Below are 26,657 nucleotides of genomic sequence, written 5' to 3'. Positions count from 1 at the left end.
CGATCTTGGCGATGTCGGCGAAGACGCGTGCATCGGCAGATCGTGGAAGGGACGGCGGGGTTAGCGGGGGTTGGTCAGTGTCGTGGCGGCGGGAGCCAGGTGGCGGCGCGCGAACTCCAGCGCCTCCCGCAAGTCGGCCTCCCGGGCGGCCCGGCTGGAGGCCTTGCGGGTATTGATCTCCAGTGCCACGGAGCCGGTGAAGCCTCGGCCGGCCAGGCTCCGGAGCAGTTCGGCGCAGGGCTGGTTGCCCCGCCCGGGGACCAGGTGCTCGTCGCGGCCCTCGCCGGTGCCGTCGCCGAGGTGCACGTGTTTCAGGCCGGCGCCCATCCTGTCGGCCATCTCGAGGGCGTCGATCCGGGACGCCGCGCAGTGCGACAGGTCCAGCGTGTAGGCGTCGAAGCCGGTCTCGGTGGGGTCCCAGCCCGGCGTGTACGGCACGAACCAGCGGCCGGCCATCTTCACCGGGAACATGTTCTCGATCGCGAAGGACAGGTCGGGGTGCCGGCTGCGCACCTGCTCCAGGCCCTCGGCGAAGTTGCGGGCGTAGTCGCGCTGCCAGCTGAACGGCGGGTGCACCACGACGGTGGGCGCGCCGAGCGTCTCGGCCAGCTCAGCGGCTTTCGCCAGCCGCTCCCACGGGTCGGAGCTCCACACCCGCTGGGTGACCAGCAGACAGGGCGCGTGGACCGAGAGCACCGGAACGTCGTAGTGATCGGCCAGCCCCTTCAGGGCGCCGGCGTCCTGGCTGACAGCGTCGGTCCAGACCATGACCTCGAGGCCGTCGTAACCCACCGTGGCCGCCATTTCGAACGCGGCCGCAGTCGGCTCCGGGAAGACCGACGAGCTGGAGAGAAGCACGGGAACGCGGGAACTCACGGTTCAAGGGTAGCCTCGTCCGGCACGCACGGATATATCACCTCTAAACGGTCAGGGTCCACCATTGGGCGTACGCTGAGCCGGATGAGCCGCACGCAGCCGCCCGCCGAGGTCCCGCTCGACTTCCCTCGCGAGTGGATCGAATTCCTCGATCCCGCCGACGAGCAGCACCTCGTCCGCGCCGACCTTACCTGGCTGCTCTCCCGCTGGACCTGCGTTTTCGGCTCTGCCTGCCGGGGCATCCTGCCGGGCCGGGCCGAGGACGGCTGCTGTTCGCACGGCGCGTTCTTCACCGACGCGGACGACGAGAACCGGGTGAAAGCGGCCGCCGCGAAACTCACTCCGGAGACGTGGCAGCACCACCGGCGGGGGTTCAAGAATTACACCGAGATGGATTCCGTCGACGGAACCAAACCCGCACGGCGTACTGCCACCCGATCCGGTGACGGGCCGTGCGTGTTCCTCAACGACGCGGACTTCCCGGCCGGGGGCGGCTGCGCGCTGCACGCCCAGGCGCTGCGGGACGGCGTGCATCCGCTCGTCTACAAGCCGGACGTCTGCTGGCAGCTGCCGGTCCGCCGGGAACAGGACTGGATCACACGAGCCGACGGCGCGAAGCTCCTGCAGTCCACTTTGACCGAGTTCGACCGCCGCGGCTGGGGTCCGGGCGGCCACGACCTCTCCTGGTGGTGCACGTCGTCACCGGACGCACACGTCGGCACCGAGCCGATGTACGTCACCTACGGCCCGGAGCTGACCGCGCTCATCGGCGACGCGGCGTACGAGAAACTCGCCGAGCTCTGCGCGGCCCGCCTGAAGTCCGGCCTGATCGCCATCCACCCGGCAACCGCCCTGGCCACCGCCCCGAAGAAGCGCGGCGGCCGCGAGCCGGCCTCCCCCCGCAACGCCTAGCCGAGCAGGTCCCGGCAGACGCCGCCGCACGGGTGCGGGGTGGCACGCCGGGGACGCACGGAACGGGGCGCAGCGGGACCACCCGCCCGTCCCCGGCGGCCGCGCAGCGGCCCGGGGCGGGCAGCTGATCGCGCGGACTCCTGGGGACGGGTCGGGTTCGGCGGGAGGGCCTGGTCCGTACCCTCGAAAGATCTCTAGGGTTCGAACTTGTAGCCGAGGCCGCGCACCGTGACGATGTAGCGCGGGGCCGACGGCTCGGGTTCGACCTTGGAGCGCAGGCGCTTGACGTGGACGTCCAGGGTCTTGGTGTCGCCGACGTAATCGGCACCCCAGACGCGGTCGATCAGCTGGCCCCGGGTGAGGACCCGGCCGGCGTTGCGGAGCAGCAGCTCGAGCAGCTCGAACTCCTTGAGCGGCAACTGGACGCCGGCGCCGTCGACGGTGACCACGTGGCGTTCCACGTCCATCCGGACCGGTCCGGCGGCGAGCGTCGGAGTGGTCACCTCGGCGGCCTCGGTGCCCTGCCGGCGCAGCACGGCACGGATCCGGGCGACCAGCTCACGCGGCGAGTACGGCTTGGTGACGTAGTCGTCCGCACCGATCTCCAGGCCGACAACCTTGTCGATCTCGCTGTCCCGGGCGGTGACCATGATGATCGGGACGGCCGAGCGCTGCCGCAGCTGGCGGCAGACCTCGGTGCCGGACATCTCCGGCAGCATGAGGTCGAGCAGCACGATGTCGGCACCGGTCCGGTCGAACTGCGTGAGGGCGGAGGTCCCGGTCGCGGCGACCGACACCTCGAAACCCTCTTTACGCAGCATGTACGACAGTGCGTCGGAGAACGACTCCTCGTCCTCGACCACGAGCACGCGGGCCAATGTGGTTCCTTCCGTCGTCGGTGGCAGGGCATATCTGGGTTTTCCGGGTGTTGCGGCGGAGCCGCCCGGAAGACTCAGCGCCCGGCCACACCAGACTCGATCTCAATCGCCGTCGGTGACGGCGAGGGGGCTTCCGGGGGACGCGCGGGTAGGCGCAGGGTGAACGTAGAGCCGTCGCCGAGGGCGCTGGTGACGTCGACACGACCACCGTGGTTGGTGGCGATGTGCTTGACGATGGCCAGGCCGAGGCCGGTGCCACCGGTGGAGCGGGACCGCGCCTGATCAGCACGGTAGAACCGCTCGAAGATCCGGTCGACGTCCTGCGGAGCGATGCCGATGCCCTGATCGGCGACGTCGATCTCGATCCAGTCGTCGCTCTGCCGCATGGTGAGCGAGACCTTGGTGTCCTCGCCGGAGTACGCGATCGCGTTCTCCACGAGATTGGTGACGGCGGTGGCGATCTGGCTGTCGTTACCGTACGCCATGGCGCCCTTCGGGCCGTCATAGACGACCTCGATGTTCTTGGCCGACGACGTGGTGCGGGTCCGGTCCACCACCTCGGCGATCACCCAGTCCAGCGGGACCGGCTCCGGGTCCGGCAGCGGCTCGGCCCCCTGCAGGCGGCTGAGCTCGAGCAACTCGCTGACCAGCCGGCCCATCCGGGCCGACTCGTGGTGGATGCGCTCGGCGAACCGGCGTGCCGCGATCAGGTCCTCGGACTGCGCCTCGGGCGCCGAGTCGGGCAGCTGGGTGGCGTCCAGCAGCGCCTCGGCCAGCAGCTGCAGAGCGCCGATCGGGGTTTTCAGCTCGTGGCTCACGTTGGCCACGAAGTCACGGCGGACGCGGGCCAGCCGGTGCGACTCGGTCACGTCGGCGGCCTCGACCGCGACGTGCGTGGAGTTCAGGGCGACGGCCCGCAGGTGCAGTCCGAGCGGGGCCTGCGTACCGCCGGCGCGGCCTCGGGGCAGGTCGAGCTCCACCTCGCGACGCACGCCCGTGCGTCGCACCTGGCCCGCCAGGGTACGGAGGATGGGGTGCGCGGCGATCGTGCCGGGCGCGCCACCGGAGCGCAGCAGTCCCATCGCCCGGGCTGCCGGGTTCACCAGCACGGGGTGATCGTCCGAGTCGAGGACGACGACACCGACCCGCAGCGAGTCGAGACTCTTCCGGCCGAGCCCTTTCATCCCGTTCTTACCTGCCGGGCGGTCCTCGTCCGGTTCGATGGCGGCGCTCCCCTCCAGCGGCCCCTCGGGGGCCGTCTCGCCCAGCCGGCGGACCCGGGCCAGAATCAGGCCCGCCCCGACACCGACGGCGAGCGCGAGCAGGATGAGGCCGACGGCGTACTTCCATTCCACGCTGCGATCGTAGGGTCATTGTTTACCTGGGCTACAGGGCCAAAAGTACAAATCGGGCCGACGTCGAATAATGTTCACCACTACGCCTGGCGTCGTTCACCGCTGTTCACGTTGGCGCCGCCGGTCACCCATAGCGTGGGCATCACAACCGGCCGCCCGAACCTCGGGCCGGCCCTGAGGAGCACCGGGATTACAGACATGCGCGAGGAGTACCAGGCCGACCTCGTCGAGGTTGGCCGTCTTTTGGTGACCATGGCAGAAGCGGTCCGCGCCGCCCTGCGCAAGGCGACGACCGCGCTGCTGACCGCCGACCTCAAGGCCGCCGAGGCCGTGATCGAGCGGGACGCTGACGTCGACAAGATCTACGAGCAGGTCGAGGTCAAGGTCGCCGACACCATCGCCCGGCAGGCGCCGGTCGCGAGTGACCTGCGGCGAGTGATCACCGCCCTGCACATCTCCGCCGACCTGGAGCGGATGGGCGACCTGGCCGAGCACGTGGCGAAGACCGCGGCCCGCCGGCACCCGTCGCCGGCCGTGCCGGCCGAGCTGCGCCCGACGTTCCAGCAGATGGCGGACGTGGCCGACCGGATGGCCGAGAAGCTGATCACGCTGCTCGGCAAGCCCGACGTGGCGCTCGCCGCCGAACTGGAGTCGGACGACGACGCGATCGACGACGCCGAGCGGCACCTCTTCAAGATCATGCTGGCCGACGACTGGCCGTACGGCGCGGAGACCGCCATCGACGGCGCTCTGCTGGGCCGGTTCTACGAGCGGTACGCCGACCACGCCGTGAACATCGGCGAGCACGTGATCTACCTGGTCACCGGCGAGAGCCCGGCCGGACAGAACTGAATCGATCCGCGCCTTCGCAGGGCGCCGGATCCGGAGGCCGGGACACCACGGGGGTGTCCCGGCCTCCGTCGTCGGTCGTTACTTCTTGCCCTGGTTCGCCACCGCGGCGGCGGCTTCCTTCGCGGCGACCGGGTCGAGGTACTCGCCGCCCGGGTTGGTCGGGCGCAGGTTGTCGTCCAGGTCGTAGCGCAGCGGGATGCCGGTCGGGATGTTCAGCTTGGCGATCGCCTCGTCGGAGATCTTGTCCAGGTGCTTCACGATCGCGCGCAGCGAGTTGCCGTGCGCGGCGACCAGGACCGTCTTGCCGGCGCGCAGGTCCGGGACGATCTCGTCGTACCAGTAGGGCAGGGCCCGCTCCAGGACGTCCTTCAGGCACTCGGCCTTCGGCAGCAGCTCGGGCGGGAGGCTCGCGTACCGCGCGTCGCCGAACTGGGAGAACTCGGAGCCGTCCTCGATCGGGGGCGGGGGGACGTCGTACGACCGGCGCCAGAGCATGAACTGCTCCTCGCCGTACGCCTCGAGGGTCTGCTTCTTGTCCTTGCCCTGCAGCGCGCCGTAGTGGCGCTCGTTCAGCCGCCACGACCGCTTCACCGGGATCCAGTGGCGGTCGGTGAGGTGCAGCGCGATCTCGCTGGTCCGGATCGCGCGACGGAGCAGGCTGGTGTGCACCACGTCGGGCAGCACGTTCTGCTCCTTGAGCAGCTCGCCACCGCGACGGGCCTCGTCCTCACCCTTGGCGTCCAGGTCCACGTCGACCCAGCCGGTGAAGAGGTTCTTGGCGTTCCACTCGCTGTTGCCGTGTCGCAGCAGCACCAGGGTTCCAGTCATGCCCTCATCTTCCCCCCAGTCGCTGTCTGACGGATCACGAGGGCTGGAAAGTCGGTTGCGCGGCCTCCTACGTTGTAAGGGAACAGAACTAGATCACTACTTACGGGGGCGACGTGTCCGGTTGGTTACGGCAAGCCGCGGGCGGACTGCCCCGGCAGTTCTGGTTCCTCTGGACCGGGACGCTGATCAACCGAGTCGGGTCGTTCGTGGTGCTGTTCCTCAGCATCTACCTCACCAGCGACCGGCACTTCACGCAGAGCCAGGCCGGCCTGGTGCTCGGCTGTTACGGCGTCGGCGGCGCGATCGGCACGATGACCGGCGGCGTCCTGGCCGACCGCTGGGGACGCCGGCCCACCATGCTGACCGCGCAGTTCGGCGCTTCCGCGCTGATGCTCACGCTCGGGTTCGCGCACACCTACTGGCAGATCGCCACCGTCACGTTCCTGCTCGGCATGTTCTCCGAAGGAGTGCGGCCGGCGTTCTCCGCGATGATGGTCGACGTCGTGCCGGAACACGATCGGGTACGGGCGTACTCGCTGAACTACTGGGCGATCAACCTGGGCTTCGCGCTGGCGGCGGTCGCGGCCGGGTTCGCGGCACAGTTCGACTACCTGCTGCTCTTCGTGGTCGACGCGGGGACGACCTGCCTCACCGCGATCATCACGGCGATCTTCCTGGCCGAGACCAGGCCGGCTCGGACCCGTACCCCCGGGGCTGCCGTCCCGGCCGGCGGCATGGGCACCGCCCTGCGCGACCGGGTGTTCCTCGTCTACCTGCTGCTCAGCCTCGCGTCGGTGCTGGTGATCCTGCAGCACTCGACGACACTGCCGCTCACCATGCTGGCCGACGGGCTCACGGCCGCCACCTACGGCGCGGTGATCGCGGTCAACGGGGTGCTGATCGTTCTCGGCCAGCTGTTCGTGCCCAAGCTGATCGAGGGCAGGGACAGCGCGCGGGTCCTCGCGCTCGCCGGCCTGATCATCGGCGTCGGGTTCGGGCTGGTCGCGATCGCCGACACCGCCTGGGTCTTCGCGCTCACCGTGGTCGTCTGGACGCTCGGCGAGATGCTCCAGTCGCCCAGCAACGCGGCCACCGTCGCGGCCCTCGCGCCACCCCATCTCCGCGGCCGTTACCAGGGATTGAACTCGCTGTCCTGGTCGATCGGAACGGCGCTCGCCCCGATTCTCGGCGGACTGGTGCTGCAGAAGGGCGGCGATGCCGTGCTGTGGGTGGGCTGTTTCGGACTTTGCGCGCTCGCCTCAGTGGGACAACTTCTCTCCGGCCCGGCGCGCGCCCGGCGGACGGCTCTGCGGCGCACGGAAGAGATCGCGCTCGCCGAGCGGGAATTGACCGCGACAGCGACCGCCTGAGGGCACACTGAACACATCGGACGGTCTTTATTATCCGATAGCCGACCCGCGAAAACATGTGAACGGGCCATAAACAAAAGCACCGGCGGCGGCGGACGACACCCATCCCCATAGGCGCCGCCCGCACTAACCGCCGGTCTCGGGTCGCGCCGTCCCCCAACGGCTCATGCCACCCGTCCCCAAACGCCGATCCGCGGCGATCATTGCTGATCGACCCGTTCCCCGAACTGACGGCTCGGCGTCCATCGACCACGCTAGTTGGGGCAGTCAAGCCTCACAACCCGTTTCTGTGTCGACATGTGTTCCGACCGTCACAGAAACCAACAACCAACCGATCGGACGATCCGCCAATCACTCTTCCGGGCTCTCCGGCATCGAACAAATTGCCCTCCGGAGATAGACAGAGTTCACCTCGGGGTGATCCGCGCGATCGGTCGATCCGCATATACTCCGCCTAGATCAACTATCCGGGGAACGCCTTGCGGCACCACTCCCGGCCCCGATTGCCCGGCCGGGAACGCCACGTACGGCAGACTAGCTCTGGCCCTCCGCCAGATGCTTGAAGGCCTGGAGGTTGGCGACGGACTCGCCGCGCTTGATCCGCCACTCCCACTCGCGGCGGATCGACGAGCCGAAGCCGATCTCCAGCATCGTGTCGAACGACTCGTCGGCGTAGGTGAGCACCGACCCGAGGATCCGGTCCAGCTCGTCGGCGTCCAGGCCCTTCAGCGAGACCCTGCCGGTGAGGTAGACGTCGCCGGCGGCGTCGATCGAGAACGCGACGCCGTACATCCGGGCGTTGCGCCGCAGCATCCAGGCCCAGAGGTCCTCGTGGCGCTCGTCCGGGTGGCGCATCACGAACGCCTCGATCCGCAGCGAGTGCTCACCGACGATCAGGTTGCAGGCGGTCTTGAGCTTGTGGACGCCGGGCAGCGTGACCACATAGGACGAGTCGCCGGTCGCCTCCCACTCCAGCTCGCGGTCGGTGAGCACCTGCTCGATCAGCTTCGTCACCATGCGTACGTCGCCCCCTCCAGCCGTGCCGCGATCAGCGCCCGGTGTTCGGTCACCGCGTCACGGTAGACCCGCAACAGGTTGTCCGCAGTGCGATCCCAGGAGAACTGGGAGGCGTGGGCGACCGCCCCGGCGGCCAGCCGGTGCCGGAACGCGGGCGCGTCGAGGAGCCGTTCCAGCACACGCGCCCAGTCCCCGGGATCGTGCCCGTCGACGAGCACACCGCTGATCCCGTCGCGGACCGCCGTGACGAGGCCACCGACCGCCGCCGCCACGACCGGGGTGCCGCAGGCCTGCGCCTCGAGCGCCACCAGCCCGAACGACTCGTTGTACGACGGCACCGCGACCAGGTCGGCAGCCCGGTAGAGCGCGGCCAGGCCGTCACCGGTCTGCGGCGGCAGGAACACCACCGAGTCGGAGACGCCGAGCGAGGACGCCAGCTCGATCAGCGAGGACGGCCGATCCAGGCCGCTGCCGCTGGGCCCGCCGCAGATCACCACTGTGACGTCCTCTACGCCGCGCTCGCGCATCGCGGCGAGCGCGGAGATCAGCACGTCGGGTGCCTTGAGCGGCTGGATCCGTCCGACGAAGGCGATGATCCGGCCGCGCTCGGGAAGGCCGAACCGGGCCCGATCGGCGCTGCCGGGCCGGAACCGCTGCAGGTCGACGCCGGGCTGCACAACGCTGACCCGGTCCGGGTCGGCGTCGTAGTGGCCGATCAGATCCTGTGCCTCGAAACGCGTGTTCGCGACCAGCCGATCGGATTCGGCGACGACCTGCTCCTCGCCGATCAGCCGGGCCCTCGGCTCCGGGCGGTCGCCGGCAGCGATGAACTTGTTCTTCACCTTGGCGAGGGTGTGCGCGGTGTGCACGTGCGGCACACCCCAGCGTTCCCGCGCGAGCCAGCCCACCTGGCCGGAGAGCCAGTAATGCGAGTGGATCAGGTCGTAGTAGCCGGGCGGGTGTGCCGCCTCGGCCCGCAGCACGCCGTTCGCGAAGGCGCAGAGCTGCGACGGCAGCTCCTCCTTGTCGAGACCCTCGAACGGGCCGGCGGTGACGTGCCGGACGAACACTCCCGGTGACATCTCGACCAGCGGGGGCAGCCCGCTTGCGGTGGCCCGGGTGAAGATCTCGACCTCGACACCGCGCGCCGCCAGGCGTTTCGAGGACTCCACTATGTACACATTCATCCCACCGGCGTCGCCGGTGCCCGGCTGCTCCAGCGGGGACGTGTGCACCGAAAGTGTGGCAATCCGGCGGGGGGCGGGTCGCGAGCCGGGCATTCTCAGCTCAACCACGTTGGCTCCCTCCGCTTCGTGCCCTGAGAACGGTGTGAAAACTTGTTGCGCCAACGTTCATCTTCCCCATCGGCGGAGCGTGAACCACCATGCAGCCGAGCGAGGGTGATCCAAGTCATTGGGGGAAGATCGGTTCATGCAGAACATCGCAGTCGTCACCGGGGCCTCCAGCGGCATCGGCGCCGCCACCGCACGCCGCCTCGCCACCGAGGGATTCCATGTGGCCGCCGTGGCACGGCGGACCGATCGGCTGGACGAGCTGGTCGCCGAGATCGGCCCGAACGCGACAGCCGTCAGCTGCGACGTGACGTCGGACGACTCGGTGGCCCGGCTGGCCGAGACGGTGGCCGGCCTCGGCGGCCCGCTCACCCTGCTGGTCAACAACGCGGGCGGCGCCCGCGGCGGCGACTACGTGGCGGACGGCTCGGTCGCCGACTGGCAGTGGATGTACGACGTGAACGTGCTCGGCACCCTCCGGGTCACCAAGGCGCTGCTGCCCGCGCTGGAGGCGAGCGGGGCGGGCACGATCGTGACGATCGGCTCGACCGCGTCGTTCGTGGTCTACGAAGGTGGCGGCGGGTACACGGCGGCCAAGCACGCGCAGACCGCCCTGGTCGGGACGCTGCGTCTGGAACTCTCCGGGAAGCCGGTCCGGGTCGTGGAGATCGACCCGGGGATGGTCCGCACCGACGAATTCGCCCTGAACCGCTTCGGCGGCGACCAGGACAAGGCCGAAGCCGTCTATGCCGGGGTCAAGGAGCCACTGGTGGCCGACGACATCGCGGACATCGTCGCGTTCGCGGCGACCCGCCCGCACCACGTCAACATCGACCGGCTGGTGGTGCGGCCGATCGCGCAGGCCGCCCAGCACAAGGTGCACCGGGAGAAGTAGTGGCGTTTCCGCCACCGCGGAGGCCGGTCGGCGCGATCACCCGGGGGACGACCAATCCCAACCGGTTGCGTCGCGTCGACAACTTCCTGGCGTACCGGTGCGGTCCGATTTTGATCGAAGCGGCGCAGCCACTCGTCGTCGACCTGGGCTACGGCGCGACCCCGGTCACCGCGGTCGAGCTCCGCGGCCGCTTGGCGGCCGCCGTGCGCGCTGACGTCACGGTGATCGGTTTGGAGATCGATCCGGTACGGGTGACGGACGCTCAGCCGTTCGCGGATCCGCCGCACCTCCAGTTCCGCCGGGGCGGATTCGAGCTGGCCGGGCTGAATCCCGACGTGGTGCGCGCGTTCAACGTGCTGCGCCAGTACGCCGAGGAGGAGGTGACCGCCGCCTGGCAGACGATGACCGCCGGCGGCGCGTTGCTGATCGAGGGCACCTGCGACGAGTTGGGCCGGATCGCCACCTGGGCGGTTGTCGAAGCCGGCACGCCGCGCACGCTGACCCTCTCGGCCCGGCTGGCGTCGCTGGAGCATCCGGAGGTCTTCGCGGAGCGCCTGCCCAAGGCGCTGATCCACCACAACGTGCCGGGTCATCCGGTGCACGAGTTGCTGCGGGCGCTCGGTCGCGCGTGGGAGACCGAGGCCACCCCGTTCGGGCCGCGGCAGCGATGGCTCGCCACGGTCCGGCGGATGCGTGCCGAGGGGTGGCCGGTGCTCGACGGGCCGGGCCGGTGGCGGCTGGGTGAGCTGACACTGCCCTGGCCCGGCTCGGTGTGAGTCCGGGCTCGGCGTGAGTCGCGGCTCGGCGTGGGTCGCGGCTCGGCGTGAGTCTCTAGGTCAGGACCGTCTTCAGTGCCGCCAGCAGGGCGTCCGCGGTGAACGGCTTCTTCACCAGCAGCGCGTCCTCGCCGACCAGGCCTTTCGTGACGGCGATGTCCTTCGGCAGCCCGGAGATGAAGACAACGCCCAGACCCGGCCGGAGATCACCGACGGCGCCGGCCAGCTCACCGCCGCCGATACCGGGCAGGGTGAGGTCGGTGACCAGGGCCGCGATCTCCGGATGGTCACGGCAGACCGAGATGGCCTCCTCGTGATCACCGGCCACCAGCGTCGCGTACCCACGGCGCTCCAGCATGCGGCGCATGATGTCGCGCAGATCCTCTTCGTCGTCGACGACCAGGACGGTCGGCTTCTCGGCGACCGGCGCCTCGGACATTCGTTCCTCCTCGGGGCTGGGGTCGATCCTCACGCTATCGGCCGGGGAGCCTGATGTACGGCGCTTTGCCAACCGCGCTCGTTCGACTGGACGCGTCAACACGAATCTGCTGACTGCTCCCGTTGAGTTGGCCTGTCGACTTGATTGGTCGACTTGATCTGTTGACTGGACGCGTCAACACGAACCTGTTGACTGCTCCCTGTTGACTTGCGTCGTCAACATGTCCCGGTTCGTCAACATGTCCCGGCCCGTCGGATGTCCTGGTCCCGTCGAATGTCCAGTCGCCGAAGCCGCCCTCCTGGATCAGCTGAGGTGACCCGTGTAAAGCATCCTGTTCGGCGAACCGGAACCCGGGCTGCGGACCAGCCCCGAGACGGAATTGCCGACCAGGTCTGCGCGCACCTGACGAGGCGTCCAGTCGGGATGCGTGCCGAGCACCAGCGCGACCGCACCTGCCGCGTGCGGCGCCGCCATCGAGGTGCCGCTCATCGTCTTGACCGCGCTGTCCGAGCCCTTGCCGGCCGACTTGATGTTCACGCCCGGCGCGAACAGATCAAGGCAAGAGCCGTAGTTCGAGAACTTGGCCCGCTTGTCGGCCTTGTCCACCGCACCGACGGTGATCGCGTCGGGAGTGCCGCCGGGCGACGACTTGCAAGCGTTCCGGTTCTCGTTGCCGCCGGCGATCACGTACGTCACGCCCTTGGCGATGGACCGGTTGACTGCCGCGTCGAGCGTCTTGCTGACCGGACCGCCGAGGCTCATGTTGGCCGCGGCGGGCAGCTTCGCGTTCGCGGTCACCCAGTCGACGGCCGCGATGAAGTCGGAGAACTTGCCGGAGCCGTTGCAGCCGAGCACCTTGAGCGCGACCAGCCGGACGTCCTTGGCGACGCCGTACGTCGCGCCGCCGAGGGTGCCGGCGACGTGGGTGCCGTGACCGTTGCAGTCCTCGGCGACCCGGTCGTCGCCGATGAAGTCCCAGCCGTTCCGGGCCCGGCCGCCGAACTCGTCGTGCGCGACCCGGATCCCGGTGTCGATCACGTACGCGGTGACGTCCGCGGCGGACGAGGAGCGGTAGGTGCCGGAGAGCTTCGCGGTGCGCTGGTCGATCCGGTCCAGTCCCCACGGGGTCGCCGCGGTAGCCGTGGCAGTCATGAGGGCGTCCTGCTCGACGTACCCCACGGAGGGGTCGGCGGCGAGACGAGCCGCCTGGAACGCGGTCGCTCGGAGCTGGAATCCGCGTACGGTCGAGAGGTAGTTCGCGCCGACCGTTCCGCCGTACTTCCGGGCCAGGGCGCGGGCAACCGACGGAACCGGGCCGGCCTCGGGCTTCACGACCACGATGTAGCTGCCGGGGACCGCCCCCGCCACCCCGGCTCCGGAGATGACCCCGACCGGCGTGCCCGGCACCGGAGAAGCGGGTGCGGCCGAGGCGGGCGCGGTGAGTCCGAAAAAGGTAACTGTCGCGGCGGCGATGAGACGTGCGGCCCGGCGGCCGGCGGTACCGAACATGCGTGATCCTCTCGGTCTCGCTCCGGCCCGGGGGCATGCCGTAAGCACTTGAGGGAAATGGTGACCAGAGAAGAGAGCACTTCCGGTTCGCGCCGGGGTGCGCCGCAGTTGCCGCGGTCCGGGCCGATTCCGATCGGCCGGATCACACCGGGAACCTCTAAGCCGACCGTGCGGCGGGCCGAACAATCCTGCTGTCAGGACCGCTGCACGCCACCTCAGCAAGGAGAGCGATATGACCACTCTGCTGTCGCCCGAGATCGACACCGTAGGCGAGCTCACCGACCGCTGCGATCGCTGCGGTGCGGCCGCCAAGCTGGAGGTCGAGCTGGCCAGCGGCGGTGACCTGGCGTTCTGCGGCCACCACGCCAACCGGTACGACTCGGACATCCGCCGGATCGGACGCAAGATTCGCATCGAGGAGGGCTTCGGCTGGGCGGGTAAGTAACCGCCTGCACAGGTTCGCCGCGTTATGCTCTTTCCCTCACGTCTTGGGGGTATATGTGCATATCGCTGCGCATGGCGTGGGCAGGCTGTCCCGGCTGATCGCCGGGTGCGCCGGACTCACGGTCGCCGTTCTCGGCGCCCTGGATACGCGCACGCTCGACGATGGCGCACCGCCGGAGGGGCTCCTGCCCACTCCGGCGGTCGCGCTTGTTCCGGCCGGTATCGCACTCTTCGTCCAGATGATTCCGGCTTCCGGTGGCCGCGCCCACCGGCTCCGCACCGTTCTCGTCGCGCTGCTCGCACTGGCCGCCGCCGCCCTCGCGACCGCCGGAGCCAGCGACTTCCCGGCCGCGACGGCGGCCGCTCTGCTCTCCGCGCTGATCGCCGGCGCGATCCTGTTCCGGTCCTCGGACGACGCCACGAAGCCCACGCCCGCCGACGCCCCCGCCACGGCCGAGCCCCGTGATGACGACGCCGCGAAACCCGCGCCCGCCGACGCCCCCGTCGCGGCCGCGACGGCCGCCGCGGCCGCGCCGCGCGATCAGGACGATTTCGCCCGTTCCCTGCTGCAGTCGATGAACGAGGCAGTGATGGTGCTGGACGCCAACTACCGGGTCATCGACGTGAACCGCCGCTGGCGCGAGCTGACCGGATACCCCGACGACGACGTGGCCCGCGATCCGCCGCCGCTGCCTCCGCCCGGATCCGGCGGCGACTGGACGATTCCCCGGGCCGACGGCACCGCCGTGCCGGTGCTGGCCACGATGGCCGCCATCCCGGACGCCGCCGGAGCAACCCTCGGGTACGTCGCCACCTGCGTCGACATCGCCGACCGCAAGCACGCCGAGGACGCGCTCACCGAGCACGCCGCCGAGCTCGAGCGGGGCAACGCCCAGCTCGCCGCGGCACTCGCCTTCAAGAACGACCTGACCTCGATGCTGACCCACGACGTGGCGCAGCCGATCAGCTCGATCGCGAGCCTCGCCGAGCTGCTCTCCGCGGACTGGGCGGACCTGCCGGACGACGTCCGCCTGGAACTCGCCACGAAGATCGACAAGAACACCCGGCGGCTGGTCAAGATGATGAACGACCTGCAGCTGCTCTTCCGCCTGGACACCGGCTCGGTCACCACCCGGCGGGCGCCGGTGCCGCTGCTCGAAGTGGTCCGCACGGTCAGCGCCGCGATGGCCGGCGATCGGGGCGTCGAGATCGCGATCGACGAGGACCTGACCGCGCTGGCCGACCGCGGGCATCTGACCGTCGTCGTGGAGAACCTGCTCAAGAACGCGCTGACCCACGGCTCTCCGCCGGTCCTGGTCCGGGCCGATCGGTACGCCGACGGGGTGTTACTGGTCGTGCAGGACAGCGGCCCCGGCATTCCGGACGACGTGCTGCCCGGGATCTTCGGCCGGTTCATCCGGGGCGCCGGCCTGGGCCTCTTCATCGTCCGGCACCTGGTCGAGGCGAACGGCGGCTCGGTGCGCTACGAGCACACCACGCCGCAGGGCGCCCGCCTGGTGGTGACCCTGGAACGAGCCCCGGCATAGCAAAAGGCCGGCCCAGGGGCCGGCCTCCGCTGCGTGACGCTAACTGCCGCGTTCTTCCTCATTTATCATCCCGTCACCCCACATGTCTGACTTGCTGGTCCGGCCGCCCATCCGCGCGCTGCCGGCCACCCCGCCGCTCAGCGGGCCCGGCCCGGCGACCCGCCGGCCACCGCCGGTCTCCTGCGACGCGGCCCGGAACCCACCCATGTCCGCCGAGGTCGGTGTGTTGTGCAGCGGGTTGTCGGTGAGCCGGGTGCCGGTCGGGTCGGCGTTGCCGAGGTCGGCCGCGCCGGTGTCCCATCCCGCGCCGGGGCTGGGCGCCGGCTGAGCCGCGTTGCGGTTACGGATGCGCTGGGCCACCGAGGCCGGCGACGCGGGGTTCGCCGTGGCCGCGTTGCCCAGGAACGAGCGTCCGGTCATCTGCTTGGTGCTGGCGCCGGTCGGAATCGGGCGGCCGCCCAGAACGCCGCTCTCGACCAGTCCCTTGAACGTGGTGAGGTCGGCCTTGAGCCGGCGGTTCAGCGACTCCTGACCGTGCCGATCGCTCGGCATCAGGAACGCGATGTCCGCCTCCAGTTGCGCGACGATCTGGGTCTTGGTCTCGCCCATCGGCCGCAGTGTGAGCGTCTCGGCGAGCAGCGGCCCTTCCATCGTCGACCACGAGACCCGTTCGTCCGGCGATCGCTCGATGATCTGGGCGTCGAACTCGCGCCGCTTCCCGTCCACGTCCATGATCCAGTGGGTCTGGTCGGCGCCGATCGCCGTCACCTGCCGGACACCGGTCATGAAACGCGGGTAGTTCTCGAACGCCGCGAGTTGTTCGTACACCGTGTGGACCGGTGCACTGACCTCGATCGCCTGCTGAACCATGCTCATCGCAACTCTCCCATGCTGAAGTGCTGGCATGACAGAGCGTACGGAGACGAGCACTAGTCGTGTTCAGTTTTACTCAGACGCGACGCAGGTACTGCCAGCGGCCCACCTCGGCGGCGTACCGGGCGTCACTCGCGGGAACGAGCGTCACGGCGGCGTCGCGCAGCGCGTTCACCATGTGCGCGGACGGGCTGCGCCACGCCTCGCTGATCTCCACGACCGTCCCGGTGGTCCGGCAGGCGCTCGCCAGCGCGGCGACCATCTCCGGGCTCACCGCGCTGTCGTCGACGCCGGCCTGGGCCAGCAGCGCCAGCGGACGGGCCAGCTGCGCCGGAACGTACCGGGACGCCCGCTCGATGCCCTTGATCGTGGTCTCGACGAGCTGCTCGGCGACCTGCTCGGGGGTGAGCGTGCGCTCGTCGAGAGCGAACCGCACCAGCCGGGCGTCCAGCAGCTCGCCGCCGACCGGCAGCGCGGAGACCGCGACCGAGAGGGCGTCCAGCTGAGCCAGGTCGGACGGCAGGGCCAGCCAGCCGTCCGGGCGGATCACCTCGACCTCGGCGGCCACCCGCAGCGTCAGCTCGGTGCGGTGCCGGGCCCGGCGGACCGCATCGGCGTACGCGGTGAGCCAACCGGTGTCCGGTCCGGCCTGATCAGCGAAGGTCAGCGCACGCAGGCCGGCCCGGTCGGCAGCCGAGACCACCACGCCGACCGCGTCCCGGCCGGACGCGAAGCCGGTGTGCACGTGGGCATCCACCGTCAGATCCAGTGCGCCGGCGACGACTGACTCGCGCTCTACCACCACGCTTGCTCCCCGCGTTTCAAGGACGGGGTTCTTCCCGTCTGCGATGAGAGTGCGGGAGCGATGTTGTCGGCCGGGTCAGCGGCCGGTGCAGGTGAGGTGCGTCGTCGGCCACCGGCCCGGCAACCGAGTCGCACTTGTCGGGTACCCGGGCCGGTACCCGTACCCGGGCAGGCTCTTCCCGACCGCGCGCACGCGCCCGCGTGCGCAGGAAGGGAACGCATGAAGGTCCGACATCGCGGCCGTACCGTGCTCGCTGCCGCCGTCCTGGCGAGTCTCCTGACCCCGGCCGCTGCCGCGCCCGCCGCCGCGGCCGCCAAGGCCACGGTTGCCAAAGCCACGGTCGCCAAGGCCAAGGCCAAGGTCAAGGCCAAGGTCACCGTCGTGACCGGCAGCGCGAAGACCGGCAGCACGCCTCTGAACATGCGCCGCTCGCCGTCGCCGAGTGCCGAGCGGGTCGGCTCGGTCGCGAACGGCAAGACGGTCTGGATTCTCTGCCAGGTCGCGGCGCAGCAGGTCACCGGCACGGTACGGACCACGAACCTCTGGGATCACCTGGCGAACGGCTCCTACGTCTCGGACGCCTACGTGGTGCGTCCCAGCACCGGCATCCCGAGGTGCGCCCCCGCGAAGACGCCGGCCGAGGCCCCGGCCGAACGGGCGCCGGCCATCCCGAAGAAGACCAAGGGCGAGAGCTGGCGGCTGCCGATCGGCGCGAGCATGGTGAGCGGGTTCCGCACGACGGCCCGCCCGTCGCACGACGGCGTCGACCTCTCCGCGGCCCGCAACACCCCGATCGTCGCCGCCGCCGCCGGCACGGTGATCCGGGTGGTCTGCAACGTCTCCGCCGGATCGTGCGATGTGGACGGAAACCGCACTCTCTCCGGCTGCGGGTGGTACGCCGAGGTGCAGCACGCCGGCGGCGTCGTCACCCGGTACTGCCACATGATCCGCCGCCCGGCCGTCACGGTCGGCCAGCCGGTGAAGAAGGGCCAACTGCTGGGGTACGTCGGCACGTCCGGCTCCTCGTCCGGCCCGCACCTGCACTTCGAGGTGCACGTGAACGCGGCGCCGGCCACCCACGCGAACGCTGTCGACCCGATCGCGTTCTACCGCAGCCGAGGCGTGACCCTGGGATAGGAACCGGTCGGAGGCGGCGTCCGCCCGGGACGCCGCCTCCTCGAAATCACTCGTCCGGGTCGGACTTCTCGAGCATCCGGGTCAGCGCGTGGACCGCGTCCTCGGTCGGCGACGCGGCCTCCCGGTTGGCGTCCTGCAGCTCGCGATAGACCTCTTCGCGATGGACCTGCACGTCCCGGGGAGCCTGGATGCCCAGCCGGATGACGTCACCGCGGGCCTCGAGAACCGTGATGACGACGTCGTCGCCGATCATCACGCTTTCCCCTGCCCGCCGGGTCAGCACAAGCATCGGTGCCCTCCTCCATCCACCCCTCCACCATCCATCCCTCTTCGAGAGCATGGAACGGACAGCATGGCAAAGGCGCGGTCGCGAAGGAAACGCGACCGCGCCTTGTTCAGGAGGATCAGAACTTCCGATTCATGATCGCCCGGACCGGGTAACCCGATCCACTGAGGACGACCTGCATGGCCCGCATGGAGTCGCGGTCCACCACGATGGGCGCGAGCAGATTCGCCGTGGTTTCCTCGGTGCCGGCGGTGATCACCGTGAGCAGCAGCAGACGATCCGGGTCCTTCGTGTTCAGCGCCGCGAACACCTGGTTCTCGATCTCCGGCGCGTACTCCGGGAAGAAGGGCTCCGGCGGCGCGACGAGGAAACGCAACTCCGGGTTGTCGACGGAAGTGAGTGCGAAGAGCAGTCCTTCGTCGTTGAGACGCACCAGAACGAATTCCCGGTGCGCCGGGAAACCCGGCATGGGCACCGCCATCGTGATGGTCGGCAACCCAAGCGACGGGTCGGTCATGGTGGCCTCGATCGGTCGGGACGCGGTGCGAGTAGTCATGGTCACCTCAGGAAATCGATGAGCGAGGGCTGGATCACCTTGGCCGTGGCGGCCAGGGCGGCCTGATACGAGGTCTGCTGGAGCTGCAATTCCATGATCGCCTTGGGCAGGTCGACATCCTCGATATCGGAGAGCTGCGACGACACGGACATCAAGCGATCCTCAGCGGACTGCTTCATCTGGGTAACCCGATTGTATCGGGCACCTACCTCCGAAAGCGTGGAATTCAGGATCTCTGACGCTTTATCGAGATTCTTCAGACCAGCAGTAATTCCGGCGCTGTCACCGTCACGCATGGCGTCGGTGAGGCCCTGCAGGACATTGAAGAGTTGCGCCGGATTGGGGTCGGTCGAGCCCGGCAGAGTCTCCGCTCCGAAGACCTCCGGGCCTCGTACGTCGACGCGAACCTTGGCGTTCGGGCCGATCGTCCGGAGCACTTCGCCTTCGGCTTCGCCGGTGTATTCCCCGGCTGATCCATAAGCGGCGTTCCCCGGTGTGGCGCCCCCGAATACCGGACGATCCAGGTACTTGGTGTTGGCGTACTGGATCAGAGTGCCTTTGATCTGTTCGATCTCGGCGGCTCGCGCCTTGTTGGCCTCCGGAGTGCTGCCACCGCCGGCGCTGGTCGCCGCCAAGGTCAGTTCCCGAACCTTGGCGACCAGGGCCGTCGCGTCCTGCAGGGTGTCCTGCATGGTTCCGAGACGGCCCATGGCGTCGTCGGCGTTCGTCGAGTACTTTTTTTGCGCGCGTACCTCGCTGCGCAGCTGAAGGGCGGTCACCGTGCCCGTCGGCGAGTCGGACGGGCGATGCAGCTGCTTGCCGCTGGAGATCTGGTCCTGCGCGGTCTGAGTACGGCTGAGATTGCGCTGCAGGCTCGCCATCGTCCTGGTGCGGACGCTGCTTTCGGTGACCCGAGGGCTACTGCTCATGAACGGAACTCCCCCTACCTGCCGACAAGGCCGGTCCGGTTGATCAGTTGGTCGAGCATCGAGTCGATCGTGGTGAGGACCCGCGACGCGGCCTCATATCCACGCTGGTACGTGAGGAGGTTGGTCATCTCCTCGTCGAGGTTCACGCCGGACTCCGCGTCACGGGCGGCGTCCACCTGGTCGGTCACCGCGTTCTGGATGTCCCGCCGGCGGATCGAGGCCTGCGCCGCGACGCCGAGATCCCCGATCAGGGACTGATATTCGGCGTCGGCGCCGGTACGCGACGTGGAGAGCTCGGAGATCTCGTCGGCGATCACGCCGTCCAGCACCCCACCCGGGTCGAGGGTCGGGTCGCCGGAGGAAATGGCGAGCTTGTCGGTGTCGGTGATGCCCACCGTGATGTTCGCGGCGGAGAGCGGGTTGGCGTTACCGGCGACGAAGAAATCCTCGCCGGGGCCGGTGCCGTCGATGCTGTACCCGCGGGCATGGATTTCGTTCACCGTGTCCGCGAGCTTCGTCGCGACGGTGTCCAGCCGGTCGGACATGTTCTGCAGCGTTCCGCCCCGGGCCAGCATCTCCATCGACGCGCCCACGGTGCCGCCGGCGCTGACCGGCGACCTGGTGTCGGCGAACCGCAGATTGACCTCGGTGGTCTCCAGGTCCTCCAGCCGCAGCGCGCCACCGGCCTCGATCTCGATCGGCCGGGTGGTGAACTCGGCGACCAGCGGAGCGCTGCCGACGTAGACGCTGACCGCGCCGTTCGGCAGGTCGGTCGCGGTGGCGCCGACCATCTCGGAGAGCTTCAGCACCGCCTGCCCCCGCTGGTCCTGCAGCTCGTTGGCCTGCAGGCCGGCCGCGGTGGCCACCACGATCTCCTGATTCAGCCGGGCGATCGTCTCAGCTGCCTTGTTCACCTCGCCGACATAGGTGTCGAGTCCGGCGCGGGTCGCCTTGTACTGGTTGTTCAGCTGCGCCGACGCGTCGTTGAGCGTCGCCGCGACGGTGGTCGCCTGCTGGAGCATCGCCGCTTTCGGCGCGGCCTTGTCCGGGTTGGTGGAGACCGCGTTCCAGCCGTCCCACATGTCCTGGAGCCGGGCCTGCAACGCGGTGTCGCTGGGTTCGGCGAAGGCGTCCTCGATCAGCGCGTACGACGAGGCCCGCTCGTTGTGGTACGCCGAGTTCGCATGCTCGGTGTAGCTGCGCTGGTCGAGAGCGGTGTTGCGAAGCCGCTCCACCGAGGAGACCGTGACGCCGCTGCCCACCGCGGTGGTGGTGGCGTAGACGCCCGGTACGAGATTGGCGTTCTGCGATTGCATCACCACGCGCTGCCGGGTGTAGCCCTCGGTGCTCGCGTTGGCGATGTTCTGGCCCGTGACGTCCAGGCCGCGGCGCTGCGCGTACAAGGAGGTCAGCGCCGTATTGAGTCCACTGAATGTGCTGCCCATCAGATCGCCTCATCAACCAGGCTGGGGCGGCGAGCGCCGCCGGTGACGGTCTGGCCCTGCGGCCCGTACGTTTCCACAGTCTCGGCGAACGCGAGCATGGTTTCGCGAGCCGCGCGCTGCCCGGCCGTGAGCAGGTCACGGTTGACGTCGGCCAGGGCCCGGATCTCCGACGTCAGCAGCAAAAACGCCTTACGGTGCTGGTGCAGCAGATCCGACCAGGGGTCGGGTGCCGCGTCCGCGAGCTCGCCGAGGGAGGCGTCCGGCGACAGGCCGAGCTCGGCGGCGACCTCCTGCGAGTACGCGGCACGGATGACCTCGGTCTGCCGGATCTGGTCGAGCACAACCTCCACCTCGCGGGTGGCGTGGCTGAGCCAGCGTGACCGGTTGGCGGCGAGGAGCAGCTGCTCCTCCTCAAGCTTGAACAGCAGCATCTCCAGCAGCTCACGTGCACGCCACAGGACGCTGGCCAGGTCGGTCAGGCTCACCCGGACCTCCGTGTCGTCTCGCTGTCGGGCTCACCCCCTCGGCGGACCCGCTCATTCGGACAGGTCGGCACATCCGCCGTGCCGCTGAGCGGTTTCCGACGATCGCCCCACCTGCCCACCCGAAGACAGGCTTTTTCGGTTCGCCCGAAAAGCCCGAAAAAATCTCAGAGAATGCTCATGGCCTCTCGGCGACCGGCCGAAGGGATGAGGCGTAACACACACGGCTCATGGACGGGCCGCTCAGGACCCCAGTCAAGGAGGAGTTTTTCAATGGGTCTTCGCATCAACCAGAACATCGCCGCGCAGAACGCCTACCGGAACCTCTCGGTGACCGACAACCAGATGTCGAAGTCGCTCGAGAAGCTGTCCAGCGGTTTCCGGATCAACCGGGCGGCCGACGACGCGGCCGGCCTCTCGATCTCCGAGGGCCTGCGTTCCCAGGTCGGTGGCCTCAAGGTCGCCGTCCGCAACGCCCAGGACGCGATCAGCGTCGTGCAGACCGCTGAAGGCGCGCTGAACGAGACCACCAGCATGCTGCAGCGCATGCGCGACCTGGCGGTCCAGGCCAACAACGCGTCCCTGGACGCCGAGGCCAAGAACGCCGCCCAGGCGGAGTTCGCCCAGCTCCGCTCGGAGATCGACCGCGTTTCCGACACCACCTCCTTCGGCAAGTCGAAGCTGCTCGACGGCACCTTCGGCAACACCCAGGGCGTGTCGACGGCCACCCCTGCGGTGCTCGCCGACGGTGACGCGCTCGGCATCAAGATCGACGAGCTCAACGGCATCGACGTCTCCTCGCTGGACATCAAGGCGACGCTCACCGCGACGGTCAACACGCCGGCGGAGGCCGGCGACACGACCATGGACAGCGCTGTCGCGGACATGAACAAGCAGCTCTCGGACGCGCTGAAGCTCAACGGCTACAACGGCGACGAGATCTCCGTCAGCGCGAAGATGGACGCCACCACCAAGGAGATCACCTGGGAGGTGAGCGCGTCCGGCGGTCAGACTTTCAAGACCGACGGCACGGACACCACCATCGTGGACCCGAGCTCGTCGAGCACCGCGCGCACGGGCGCCACGCCGGGTGACTTCCAGATCGGCGCCAACGCCGACGAGAAGCTGAACATCAGCATCGCGGCCGTCAACTCGCAGAGCCTCGGCCTCAAGAGTCTCGACCTCACCACGGCCGGCGTCGCGGCGACCGGCACCGACCCCGCCGTCCCGTCGGGCGCGGAGGCGGCGATCACGGCGCTCGACAAGGCCATCACCACGGTCTCCGACCAGCGGGCCAAGCTCGGTGCGTCGCAGAACCGCTTCGAGCACACCATCAACAACCTGAACACCGCGGTGGAGAACCTGTCCGCCTCGGAGTCCCGGATCCGTGACACCGACATGGCGCAGGAGATGGTCTCGTTCACCCGGAACCAGATCCTCACCCAGGCCGGCACGTCCATGCTCGCGCAGGCGAACCAGTCCTCGCAGGGCGTGCTCTCGCTGCTGCGGTAACAGCAAGCTCTGCGGTAAGAGCAAGCTCTGCGGTAACAGCAAGCTCTGCCGTAACAGCAGGCGAGGCACTCGCAACCGAACAGCCACCGACTACAACTGAATCTCGCCGCGAGACGGCCGAATAGGTGGGGGTAGCCGAGAAAATCGGCTACCCCCACCGCGCAATTGTCCTCGGACGAAAGCAGGTTTTCGTGAGCACTTCTGTTGACGGCCTCGTCAGTGGGATGCAGACCTCGTCGATGATCAACCAGCTCATGCAGGTTGAGGCGGCGCCGCAGACCAAACTCAAGACCAAGGTCGAGACCGCCCAGACCGCGGTGACCTCCTACCAGTCGGTGAACGCCAAGCTCAAGGCGGTCAAGTCGGCCGCCGAGTCGATGGCCCGGCTGGAGACCTGGCGGGCAGTCAAGGCCACGTCCAGCTCCGACGCGGTCACCGCCACCGCCTCCGGCAGCGTGTCGAGCATGGCCGGCGCCATCACCTTCGACGTGGAGAAGGTCGCCCGCGCGCAGACCTCGGTGCTCAGGGTCGACACGACCTCGGAGACCTTCCCGACCCAGTTCACCATTCAGAAGGGTGGCTGGGCCGACACCGACGACGACCCGCTGACCGAGAACGACGCCTTCACGCCCGACGACACCGACCCCGCTGTCATCGAGGTGGGCACGCCGCCGACCGCCGCGAAGGTGGCGGCCGCGGTCAACGCCGCCGACATCGGCATCCGGGCGTACGTCGTCACCACCGGCCCGAATCAGGGGGCGCTCCAGTTCACCAGCTCCAAGACCGGCGCCGCGCAGGGCTTCGAGATCACCGGGCTGGTGGACCCGTCGAATCCGGGCGAAGAGATCACCAGCAGCTCGTCGCGGGACGCCTCGCTGAAGCTCAACCCGGGCACCCCGTCCGAGTACAAGGTCACCAGCAGCACCAACACGTTCACCGACGTGATGCCGGGTGTCACGATCACCGCGTCCAAGGTTCAGACCGGCGTCACGGTCACCGCGGCCTCGGACGTCAGCGCGATGACCGCCAAGATCCAGGCTTATGTCGACGCGGCCAACGCGGCGTTCACCGAGATCAAGACGCAGACCGCGTACGACGCGGAGACGAAGACCGGCTCACCGCTGACCGGTGACTTCACCGTGCGGCAGATGAACCAGGCCATGCTCAGCATGATCAGTGGTGGTCTGACGTACGACAAGAAGATCTTTGACGCCAACGGCGAGGTGGAGAGCACCGAGCAGGTGTCCTTCGGCTCGCTCAGCCAGCTCGGCATCGAGCTGGACGCCACCGGTCAGCTCAGCTTCACCGCCAGCAAGTTCGAAGCCGAGTACGCCAAGGACCCGAGCCGGATCCAGAGCGGCGCGATCGGCTTCGCGAACCAGGTCAAAGAGACGGTCACGAAGCAGTCCAACACCGTGACCGATGTGATCACCGGCCGGAAGAACGAGATCGACTCGCTCAACGAGCAGGTCAGCAACTGGGATGTCCGGCTCTCCGCCCGGCGGATGGCACTGCAGCGGCAGTACGCCGCGCTGGAGACGGCGCTCGGCAAGATGCAGAACCAGTCGACCTGGCTCGCCGGCCAGCTGTCCGGCCTTTCCTGACAACACCCGATGTAACGCGGCCAGCAGGACCAGACACCGGCCCTTGACCCGAGGAGACTCATGACCGCGCCCAACCTTCGCGACCGCTACCTGCAGGACTCGATCAACACGGCTTCGCCGGCGAAGCTGCTGACCATGCTCTACGACCGGCTGATCCTTGACCTGGGTCAGGGTGAGGAGGCGTTCCGCAACGGCGACCGGGAACTCGGTAGCGCGAAGGTGATGCACGCTCAGGAGATCGTCCTGGAGTTGCGGACCACGCTCGACGTGGAGGCCTGGGACGGCGCCCCCGGCCTGGCCAACCTGTACGGCTTCATACTGACCGAGCTGATCGGCGCCAACATCAGCCGGGACGCGGACCGGGTGGCGAGCTGCCGGAAGTTGCTGGAGCCGCTGCGCGACGCATGGCGCAAGGCGGCGACAACGACATGAGCACCGAGACGCAGGCCGTGGACTGGCGAGACGCCTGGACCGAAGCCCTCAACGAACTCGAGATGGACATCGAGGCGGTCGAGGCGATGCTCGCCGACGAGCATCGGCACGCCGAGACCCCGCCGGCCGACCTGTGGAAGCCGCCCACCGAGCTGGGCGCGCTGCCGCTCGAGCTCAAGCCCCGGGCCGACGAGATCCTCACCCGGCAGCTGGCCGCGGCGGAGGAGATCGCCCGGCGGCTCACGGCGAACCGTCAGCAGATGTCGATGACGTCCCGGATCGAGACCGGTGAGGCGGTAAAGCGACCCGTATACCTCGACTGCGCGATGTGACCACGGCGTCCCGGAACCCCGGCAGGGGGGTTCCGGGACGTTTTCGTGTGCAACCTCTCAGCAACCGCTTGGGACTCAGCGGATCGCGGCTCAGGCCGAACTGCAAGGTACGAGCAACGGATTGCTCACCGAGAAGCCATGGATCGGCGACCAGACGGATCGGCTAGGAGTTCCCGTGTTCGATGACCGTTCGTCGTCCGCGCTGCGCGTAGCTGTCGCGGGCCTCGCGGCTCGGCAGTCCGCCATCGCCAACAACATCGCCAACATCGAGACCCCCGGCTACCGGGCCCGTAAGGTCAAGTTCGAGGAAGCGCTGAAGGGCGCCATGGACAACGGCGGATCGCCGAGCGACGTCACCCCGTCCGTGCTGAGTTCACTGGAGCCGACACGGCTCAACGGGAGCAACGTCAACCTCGATCAAGAGACGCTGTCGCACATCGATACGACGATGCGCTACAACCTCGCCATCCGGGCGCTCGACGGCAAGTACAGCCTGCTCCGCGAAGCCATCAAGGGGGCGTGACAATGAGTACGTTCAACGCGATCGGGGTGGCCGGCACCGGCGTCACCGTCTACCGCAAGTGGCTGGACGCGGTGTCCGACAACATCGCCAACATCAACACCACCACCCGTACCTCGGAGAACGCCTTCCAGGCCCGGTATGTCGAGGCGCGTGCCGCACAGGACGGCAACGGGGCCGAGGTGGGCGGCATCCAGCTCGGCAGCGCCGAGGGTGTGCTCGCCTACGAACCGGACAACCCGCTCGCCGACGCCGAGGGATACGTCCGGCGCCCGGACATCGACTTGGGTAGCCAGATGGCCCAGATGATGATGGCGCAGCGCGCGTACCAGGCCAACCTCGCGGTGGTGGACCGGGCGCGTGAGTCGTACTCCGCCGCGATCAACCTCGGGAAGTGATCGTGATGACCTCTCCGATCGGCGGTATCGGCAGCATCGGCGGCTTCTCCGGCGTCGAGGGCATCTCCGGGCTGGGCGGGTTCAGCGGTGTCGGCGGGATCTCCGACGACACCGAGACCACCACCAAGGGCCCGAACGCCGACTTCGCGGGCATGCTCGCCCAGGGCCTGGAGAACGTCCAGGCCAACCAGTCCAAGGCGAGCGATCTGGCCGTGCAGGTCGCGAACGGCACGCTGGCCGACCCGGCCCAGTACACGATGGCGTCCACCGAAGCCGCTCTGGGACTCCAGCTCACCATGGCGATCCGCAACAAGGCCGTGGAGGCGTTCCAGGAGATCATGAGGATGCAGGCGTGA

The 26,657-nt window shown here is 68.9% G+C and carries 29 protein-coding genes and 1 pseudogene; 15 read left to right on the top strand and 15 right to left on the bottom strand.

Translation table 11 applies throughout. The annotated features are described in order from the left end of the window. Nucleotides 1-60 precede the first annotated feature (60 nt). Nucleotides 61-876, bottom strand: a complete 816-nt coding sequence (locus AB0F72_RS16435; RefSeq protein ID WP_360431095.1) for a sugar phosphate isomerase/epimerase — start codon at nucleotides 874-876, stop codon at nucleotides 61-63. A gap of 84 nt (nucleotides 877-960) precedes the next feature. Between AB0F72_RS16435 and AB0F72_RS16430 the strand changes: the two genes are divergently transcribed. Next, complete coding sequence (locus AB0F72_RS16430; protein WP_360431092.1) at nucleotides 961-1,788, top strand: hypothetical protein; 828 nt, start codon at nucleotides 961-963, stop codon at nucleotides 1,786-1,788. 194 nt (nucleotides 1,789-1,982) lie between these two features. Here AB0F72_RS16430 and AB0F72_RS16425 read toward each other — a convergent pair whose 3' ends face one another. Together AB0F72_RS16425 and AB0F72_RS16420 are read right to left on the bottom strand one after the other, a co-directional pair. Then, nucleotides 1,983-2,666: a response regulator transcription factor gene (locus AB0F72_RS16425; RefSeq protein WP_014447701.1), complete on the bottom strand. Its 684-nt coding sequence runs from the start codon at nucleotides 2,664-2,666 to the stop codon at nucleotides 1,983-1,985. 74 nt (nucleotides 2,667-2,740) lie between these two features. Further along, nucleotides 2,741-4,021 (bottom strand): ATP-binding protein, encoded by a 1,281-nt coding sequence (locus AB0F72_RS16420; RefSeq protein WP_360431089.1) that lies wholly within the window; start codon nucleotides 4,019-4,021, stop codon nucleotides 2,741-2,743. Nucleotides 4,022-4,219: 198 nt separating this feature from the next. On the opposite strand from AB0F72_RS16420, the gene phoU reads away from it, so the two are divergent. Then, on the top strand, nucleotides 4,220-4,873 hold the full coding sequence (gene phoU, locus AB0F72_RS16415; protein ID WP_360431085.1) for a phosphate signaling complex protein PhoU: 654 nt from the start codon (nucleotides 4,220-4,222) through the stop codon (nucleotides 4,871-4,873). Between the two features lie 78 nt (nucleotides 4,874-4,951). On the opposite strand, the gene AB0F72_RS16410 is transcribed toward phoU, so the two are convergent. Further along, complete coding sequence (locus AB0F72_RS16410) at nucleotides 4,952-5,701, bottom strand: phosphoglyceromutase (protein ID WP_360431082.1); 750 nt, start codon at nucleotides 5,699-5,701, stop codon at nucleotides 4,952-4,954. A 113-nt stretch (nucleotides 5,702-5,814) separates the two neighbouring features. On the opposite strand from AB0F72_RS16410, the gene AB0F72_RS16405 reads away from it, so the two are divergent. Then, the gene (locus AB0F72_RS16405; protein ID WP_360431079.1) at nucleotides 5,815-7,071 is read left to right on the top strand and encodes an MFS transporter; all 1,257 of its coding nucleotides are present in this window, start codon (nucleotides 5,815-5,817) and stop codon (nucleotides 7,069-7,071) included. Between the two features lie 534 nt (nucleotides 7,072-7,605). On the opposite strand, the gene AB0F72_RS16400 is transcribed toward AB0F72_RS16405, so the two are convergent. Beyond that, the gene (locus AB0F72_RS16400; RefSeq protein ID WP_360431076.1) at nucleotides 7,606-8,088 is read right to left on the bottom strand and encodes a YbjN domain-containing protein; all 483 of its coding nucleotides are present in this window, start codon (nucleotides 8,086-8,088) and stop codon (nucleotides 7,606-7,608) included. Then, nucleotides 8,082-9,474, bottom strand: a pseudogene (gene mshA / locus AB0F72_RS16395) (D-inositol-3-phosphate glycosyltransferase). The gene AB0F72_RS16400 and the pseudogene mshA overlap by 7 nt, the downstream one beginning before the upstream one ends. 45 nt (nucleotides 9,475-9,519) lie before the next feature. On the opposite strand from mshA, the gene AB0F72_RS16390 reads away from it, so the two are divergent. Then, on the top strand, nucleotides 9,520-10,275 hold the full coding sequence (locus AB0F72_RS16390) for an SDR family oxidoreductase (protein WP_360431073.1): 756 nt from the start codon (nucleotides 9,520-9,522) through the stop codon (nucleotides 10,273-10,275). Beyond that, on the top strand, nucleotides 10,275-11,051 hold the full coding sequence (locus AB0F72_RS16385) for a class I SAM-dependent methyltransferase (RefSeq protein ID WP_360431070.1): 777 nt from the start codon (nucleotides 10,275-10,277) through the stop codon (nucleotides 11,049-11,051). The genes AB0F72_RS16390 and AB0F72_RS16385 overlap by 1 nt, the downstream gene beginning before the upstream one ends. Nucleotides 11,052-11,106: 55 nt before the next feature. Here the strand turns inward: AB0F72_RS16385 and AB0F72_RS16380 are convergent, their stop codons facing one another. Then, nucleotides 11,107-11,490, bottom strand: a complete 384-nt coding sequence (locus AB0F72_RS16380; RefSeq protein ID WP_360431067.1) for a response regulator — start codon at nucleotides 11,488-11,490, stop codon at nucleotides 11,107-11,109. Between the two features lie 303 nt (nucleotides 11,491-11,793). After that, complete coding sequence (locus tag AB0F72_RS16375) at nucleotides 11,794-12,999, bottom strand: S8 family peptidase (RefSeq protein ID WP_360431064.1); 1,206 nt, start codon at nucleotides 12,997-12,999, stop codon at nucleotides 11,794-11,796. Nucleotides 13,000-13,231: 232 nt separating this feature from the next. Here AB0F72_RS16375 and AB0F72_RS16370 point away from each other — a divergent pair, with 232 nt between their 5' ends. Both AB0F72_RS16370 and AB0F72_RS16365 read left to right on the top strand, forming a co-directional pair. Then, nucleotides 13,232-13,444 carry a hypothetical protein gene (locus AB0F72_RS16370; RefSeq protein ID WP_360431061.1) on the top strand — a complete coding sequence of 71 codons (213 nt, stop codon included), beginning with the start codon at nucleotides 13,232-13,234 and terminating at the stop codon, nucleotides 13,442-13,444. 76 nt (nucleotides 13,445-13,520) lie between these two features. Beyond that, nucleotides 13,521-14,990 carry a PAS domain-containing sensor histidine kinase gene (locus tag AB0F72_RS16365; RefSeq protein WP_360431058.1) on the top strand — a complete coding sequence of 490 codons (1,470 nt, stop codon included), beginning with the start codon at nucleotides 13,521-13,523 and terminating at the stop codon, nucleotides 14,988-14,990. A gap of 39 nt (nucleotides 14,991-15,029) precedes the next feature. On the opposite strand, the gene AB0F72_RS16360 is transcribed toward AB0F72_RS16365, so the two are convergent. Together AB0F72_RS16360 and AB0F72_RS16355 are read right to left on the bottom strand one after the other, a co-directional pair. Then, a complete protein-coding gene (locus AB0F72_RS16360) occupies nucleotides 15,030-15,866 on the bottom strand; it encodes an SRPBCC family protein (protein ID WP_360431055.1) in 837 nt (278 codons plus the stop codon). Between the two features lie 73 nt (nucleotides 15,867-15,939). Then, nucleotides 15,940-16,668 (bottom strand): hydrolase, encoded by a 729-nt coding sequence (locus AB0F72_RS16355; protein ID WP_360431052.1) that lies wholly within the window; start codon nucleotides 16,666-16,668, stop codon nucleotides 15,940-15,942. 219 nt (nucleotides 16,669-16,887) lie between these two features. On the opposite strand from AB0F72_RS16355, the gene AB0F72_RS16350 reads away from it, so the two are divergent. Then, nucleotides 16,888-17,805, top strand: a complete 918-nt coding sequence (locus AB0F72_RS16350; protein WP_360431049.1) for a peptidoglycan DD-metalloendopeptidase family protein — start codon at nucleotides 16,888-16,890, stop codon at nucleotides 17,803-17,805. A 46-nt stretch (nucleotides 17,806-17,851) separates the two neighbouring features. Here the strand turns inward: AB0F72_RS16350 and csrA are convergent, their stop codons facing one another. From csrA to AB0F72_RS16325, 5 genes are all read right to left on the bottom strand, one after another. After that, nucleotides 17,852-18,094, bottom strand: a complete 243-nt coding sequence (csrA, locus tag AB0F72_RS16345; protein ID WP_014447717.1) for a carbon storage regulator CsrA — start codon at nucleotides 18,092-18,094, stop codon at nucleotides 17,852-17,854. A gap of 115 nt (nucleotides 18,095-18,209) precedes the next feature. After that, nucleotides 18,210-18,647, bottom strand: a complete 438-nt coding sequence (locus AB0F72_RS16340) for a flagellar assembly protein FliW (protein ID WP_041830310.1) — start codon at nucleotides 18,645-18,647, stop codon at nucleotides 18,210-18,212. A 2-nt stretch (nucleotides 18,648-18,649) separates the two neighbouring features. Further along, entirely contained in the window at nucleotides 18,650-19,576 is a 927-nt protein-coding gene (locus AB0F72_RS16335; protein WP_360431046.1) for a flagellin, read from the bottom strand. A gap of 14 nt (nucleotides 19,577-19,590) precedes the next feature. Beyond that, nucleotides 19,591-21,021: a flagellar hook-associated protein FlgK gene (gene flgK, locus AB0F72_RS16330; protein ID WP_360431043.1), complete on the bottom strand. Its 1,431-nt coding sequence runs from the start codon at nucleotides 21,019-21,021 to the stop codon at nucleotides 19,591-19,593. Continuing rightward, complete coding sequence (locus AB0F72_RS16325; RefSeq protein ID WP_014447721.1) at nucleotides 21,021-21,506, bottom strand: flagellar protein FlgN; 486 nt, start codon at nucleotides 21,504-21,506, stop codon at nucleotides 21,021-21,023. The genes flgK and AB0F72_RS16325 overlap by 1 nt, the downstream gene beginning before the upstream one ends. A gap of 270 nt (nucleotides 21,507-21,776) precedes the next feature. Here AB0F72_RS16325 and AB0F72_RS16320 point away from each other — a divergent pair, with 270 nt between their 5' ends. The 7 genes from AB0F72_RS16320 (at nucleotide 21,777) to AB0F72_RS16290 (ending at nucleotide 26,657) form a co-directional block, all read left to right on the top strand. Continuing rightward, entirely contained in the window at nucleotides 21,777-23,015 is a 1,239-nt protein-coding gene (locus AB0F72_RS16320) for a flagellin (protein WP_360431040.1), read from the top strand. A gap of 191 nt (nucleotides 23,016-23,206) precedes the next feature. Continuing rightward, nucleotides 23,207-24,619, top strand: coding sequence for a flagellar filament capping protein FliD (gene fliD / locus AB0F72_RS16315; RefSeq protein WP_360431037.1), 1,413 nt, complete (start codon nucleotides 23,207-23,209; stop codon nucleotides 24,617-24,619). A 60-nt stretch (nucleotides 24,620-24,679) separates the two neighbouring features. Then, a complete protein-coding gene (gene fliS, locus AB0F72_RS16310; protein ID WP_360431034.1) occupies nucleotides 24,680-25,051 on the top strand; it encodes a flagellar export chaperone FliS in 372 nt (123 codons plus the stop codon). Beyond that, nucleotides 25,048-25,383 carry a hypothetical protein gene (locus AB0F72_RS16305; protein WP_360431032.1) on the top strand — a complete coding sequence of 112 codons (336 nt, stop codon included), beginning with the start codon at nucleotides 25,048-25,050 and terminating at the stop codon, nucleotides 25,381-25,383. Before fliS ends, AB0F72_RS16305 begins: the two co-directional genes overlap by 4 nt. Nucleotides 25,384-25,558: 175 nt before the next feature. Continuing rightward, nucleotides 25,559-25,906, top strand: a complete 348-nt coding sequence (locus tag AB0F72_RS16300; protein WP_360431029.1) for a flagellar basal body protein — start codon at nucleotides 25,559-25,561, stop codon at nucleotides 25,904-25,906. Nucleotides 25,907-25,908: 2 nt separating this feature from the next. Next, a complete protein-coding gene (locus AB0F72_RS16295; protein WP_360431026.1) occupies nucleotides 25,909-26,301 on the top strand; it encodes a flagellar basal body rod C-terminal domain-containing protein in 393 nt (130 codons plus the stop codon). A 5-nt stretch (nucleotides 26,302-26,306) separates the two neighbouring features. After that, complete coding sequence (locus AB0F72_RS16290; RefSeq protein WP_360431024.1) at nucleotides 26,307-26,657, top strand: flagellar hook-basal body complex protein FliE; 351 nt, start codon at nucleotides 26,307-26,309, stop codon at nucleotides 26,655-26,657.

Source organism: Actinoplanes sp. NPDC023936, assembly GCF_040639325.1.
Taxonomy (GTDB): Bacteria; Actinomycetota; Actinomycetes; order Mycobacteriales; family Micromonosporaceae; genus Actinoplanes.
The sequence above is the reverse complement of the archived record's forward strand: the minus strand, read 5'-3'. Positions and strand labels throughout refer to the sequence as shown.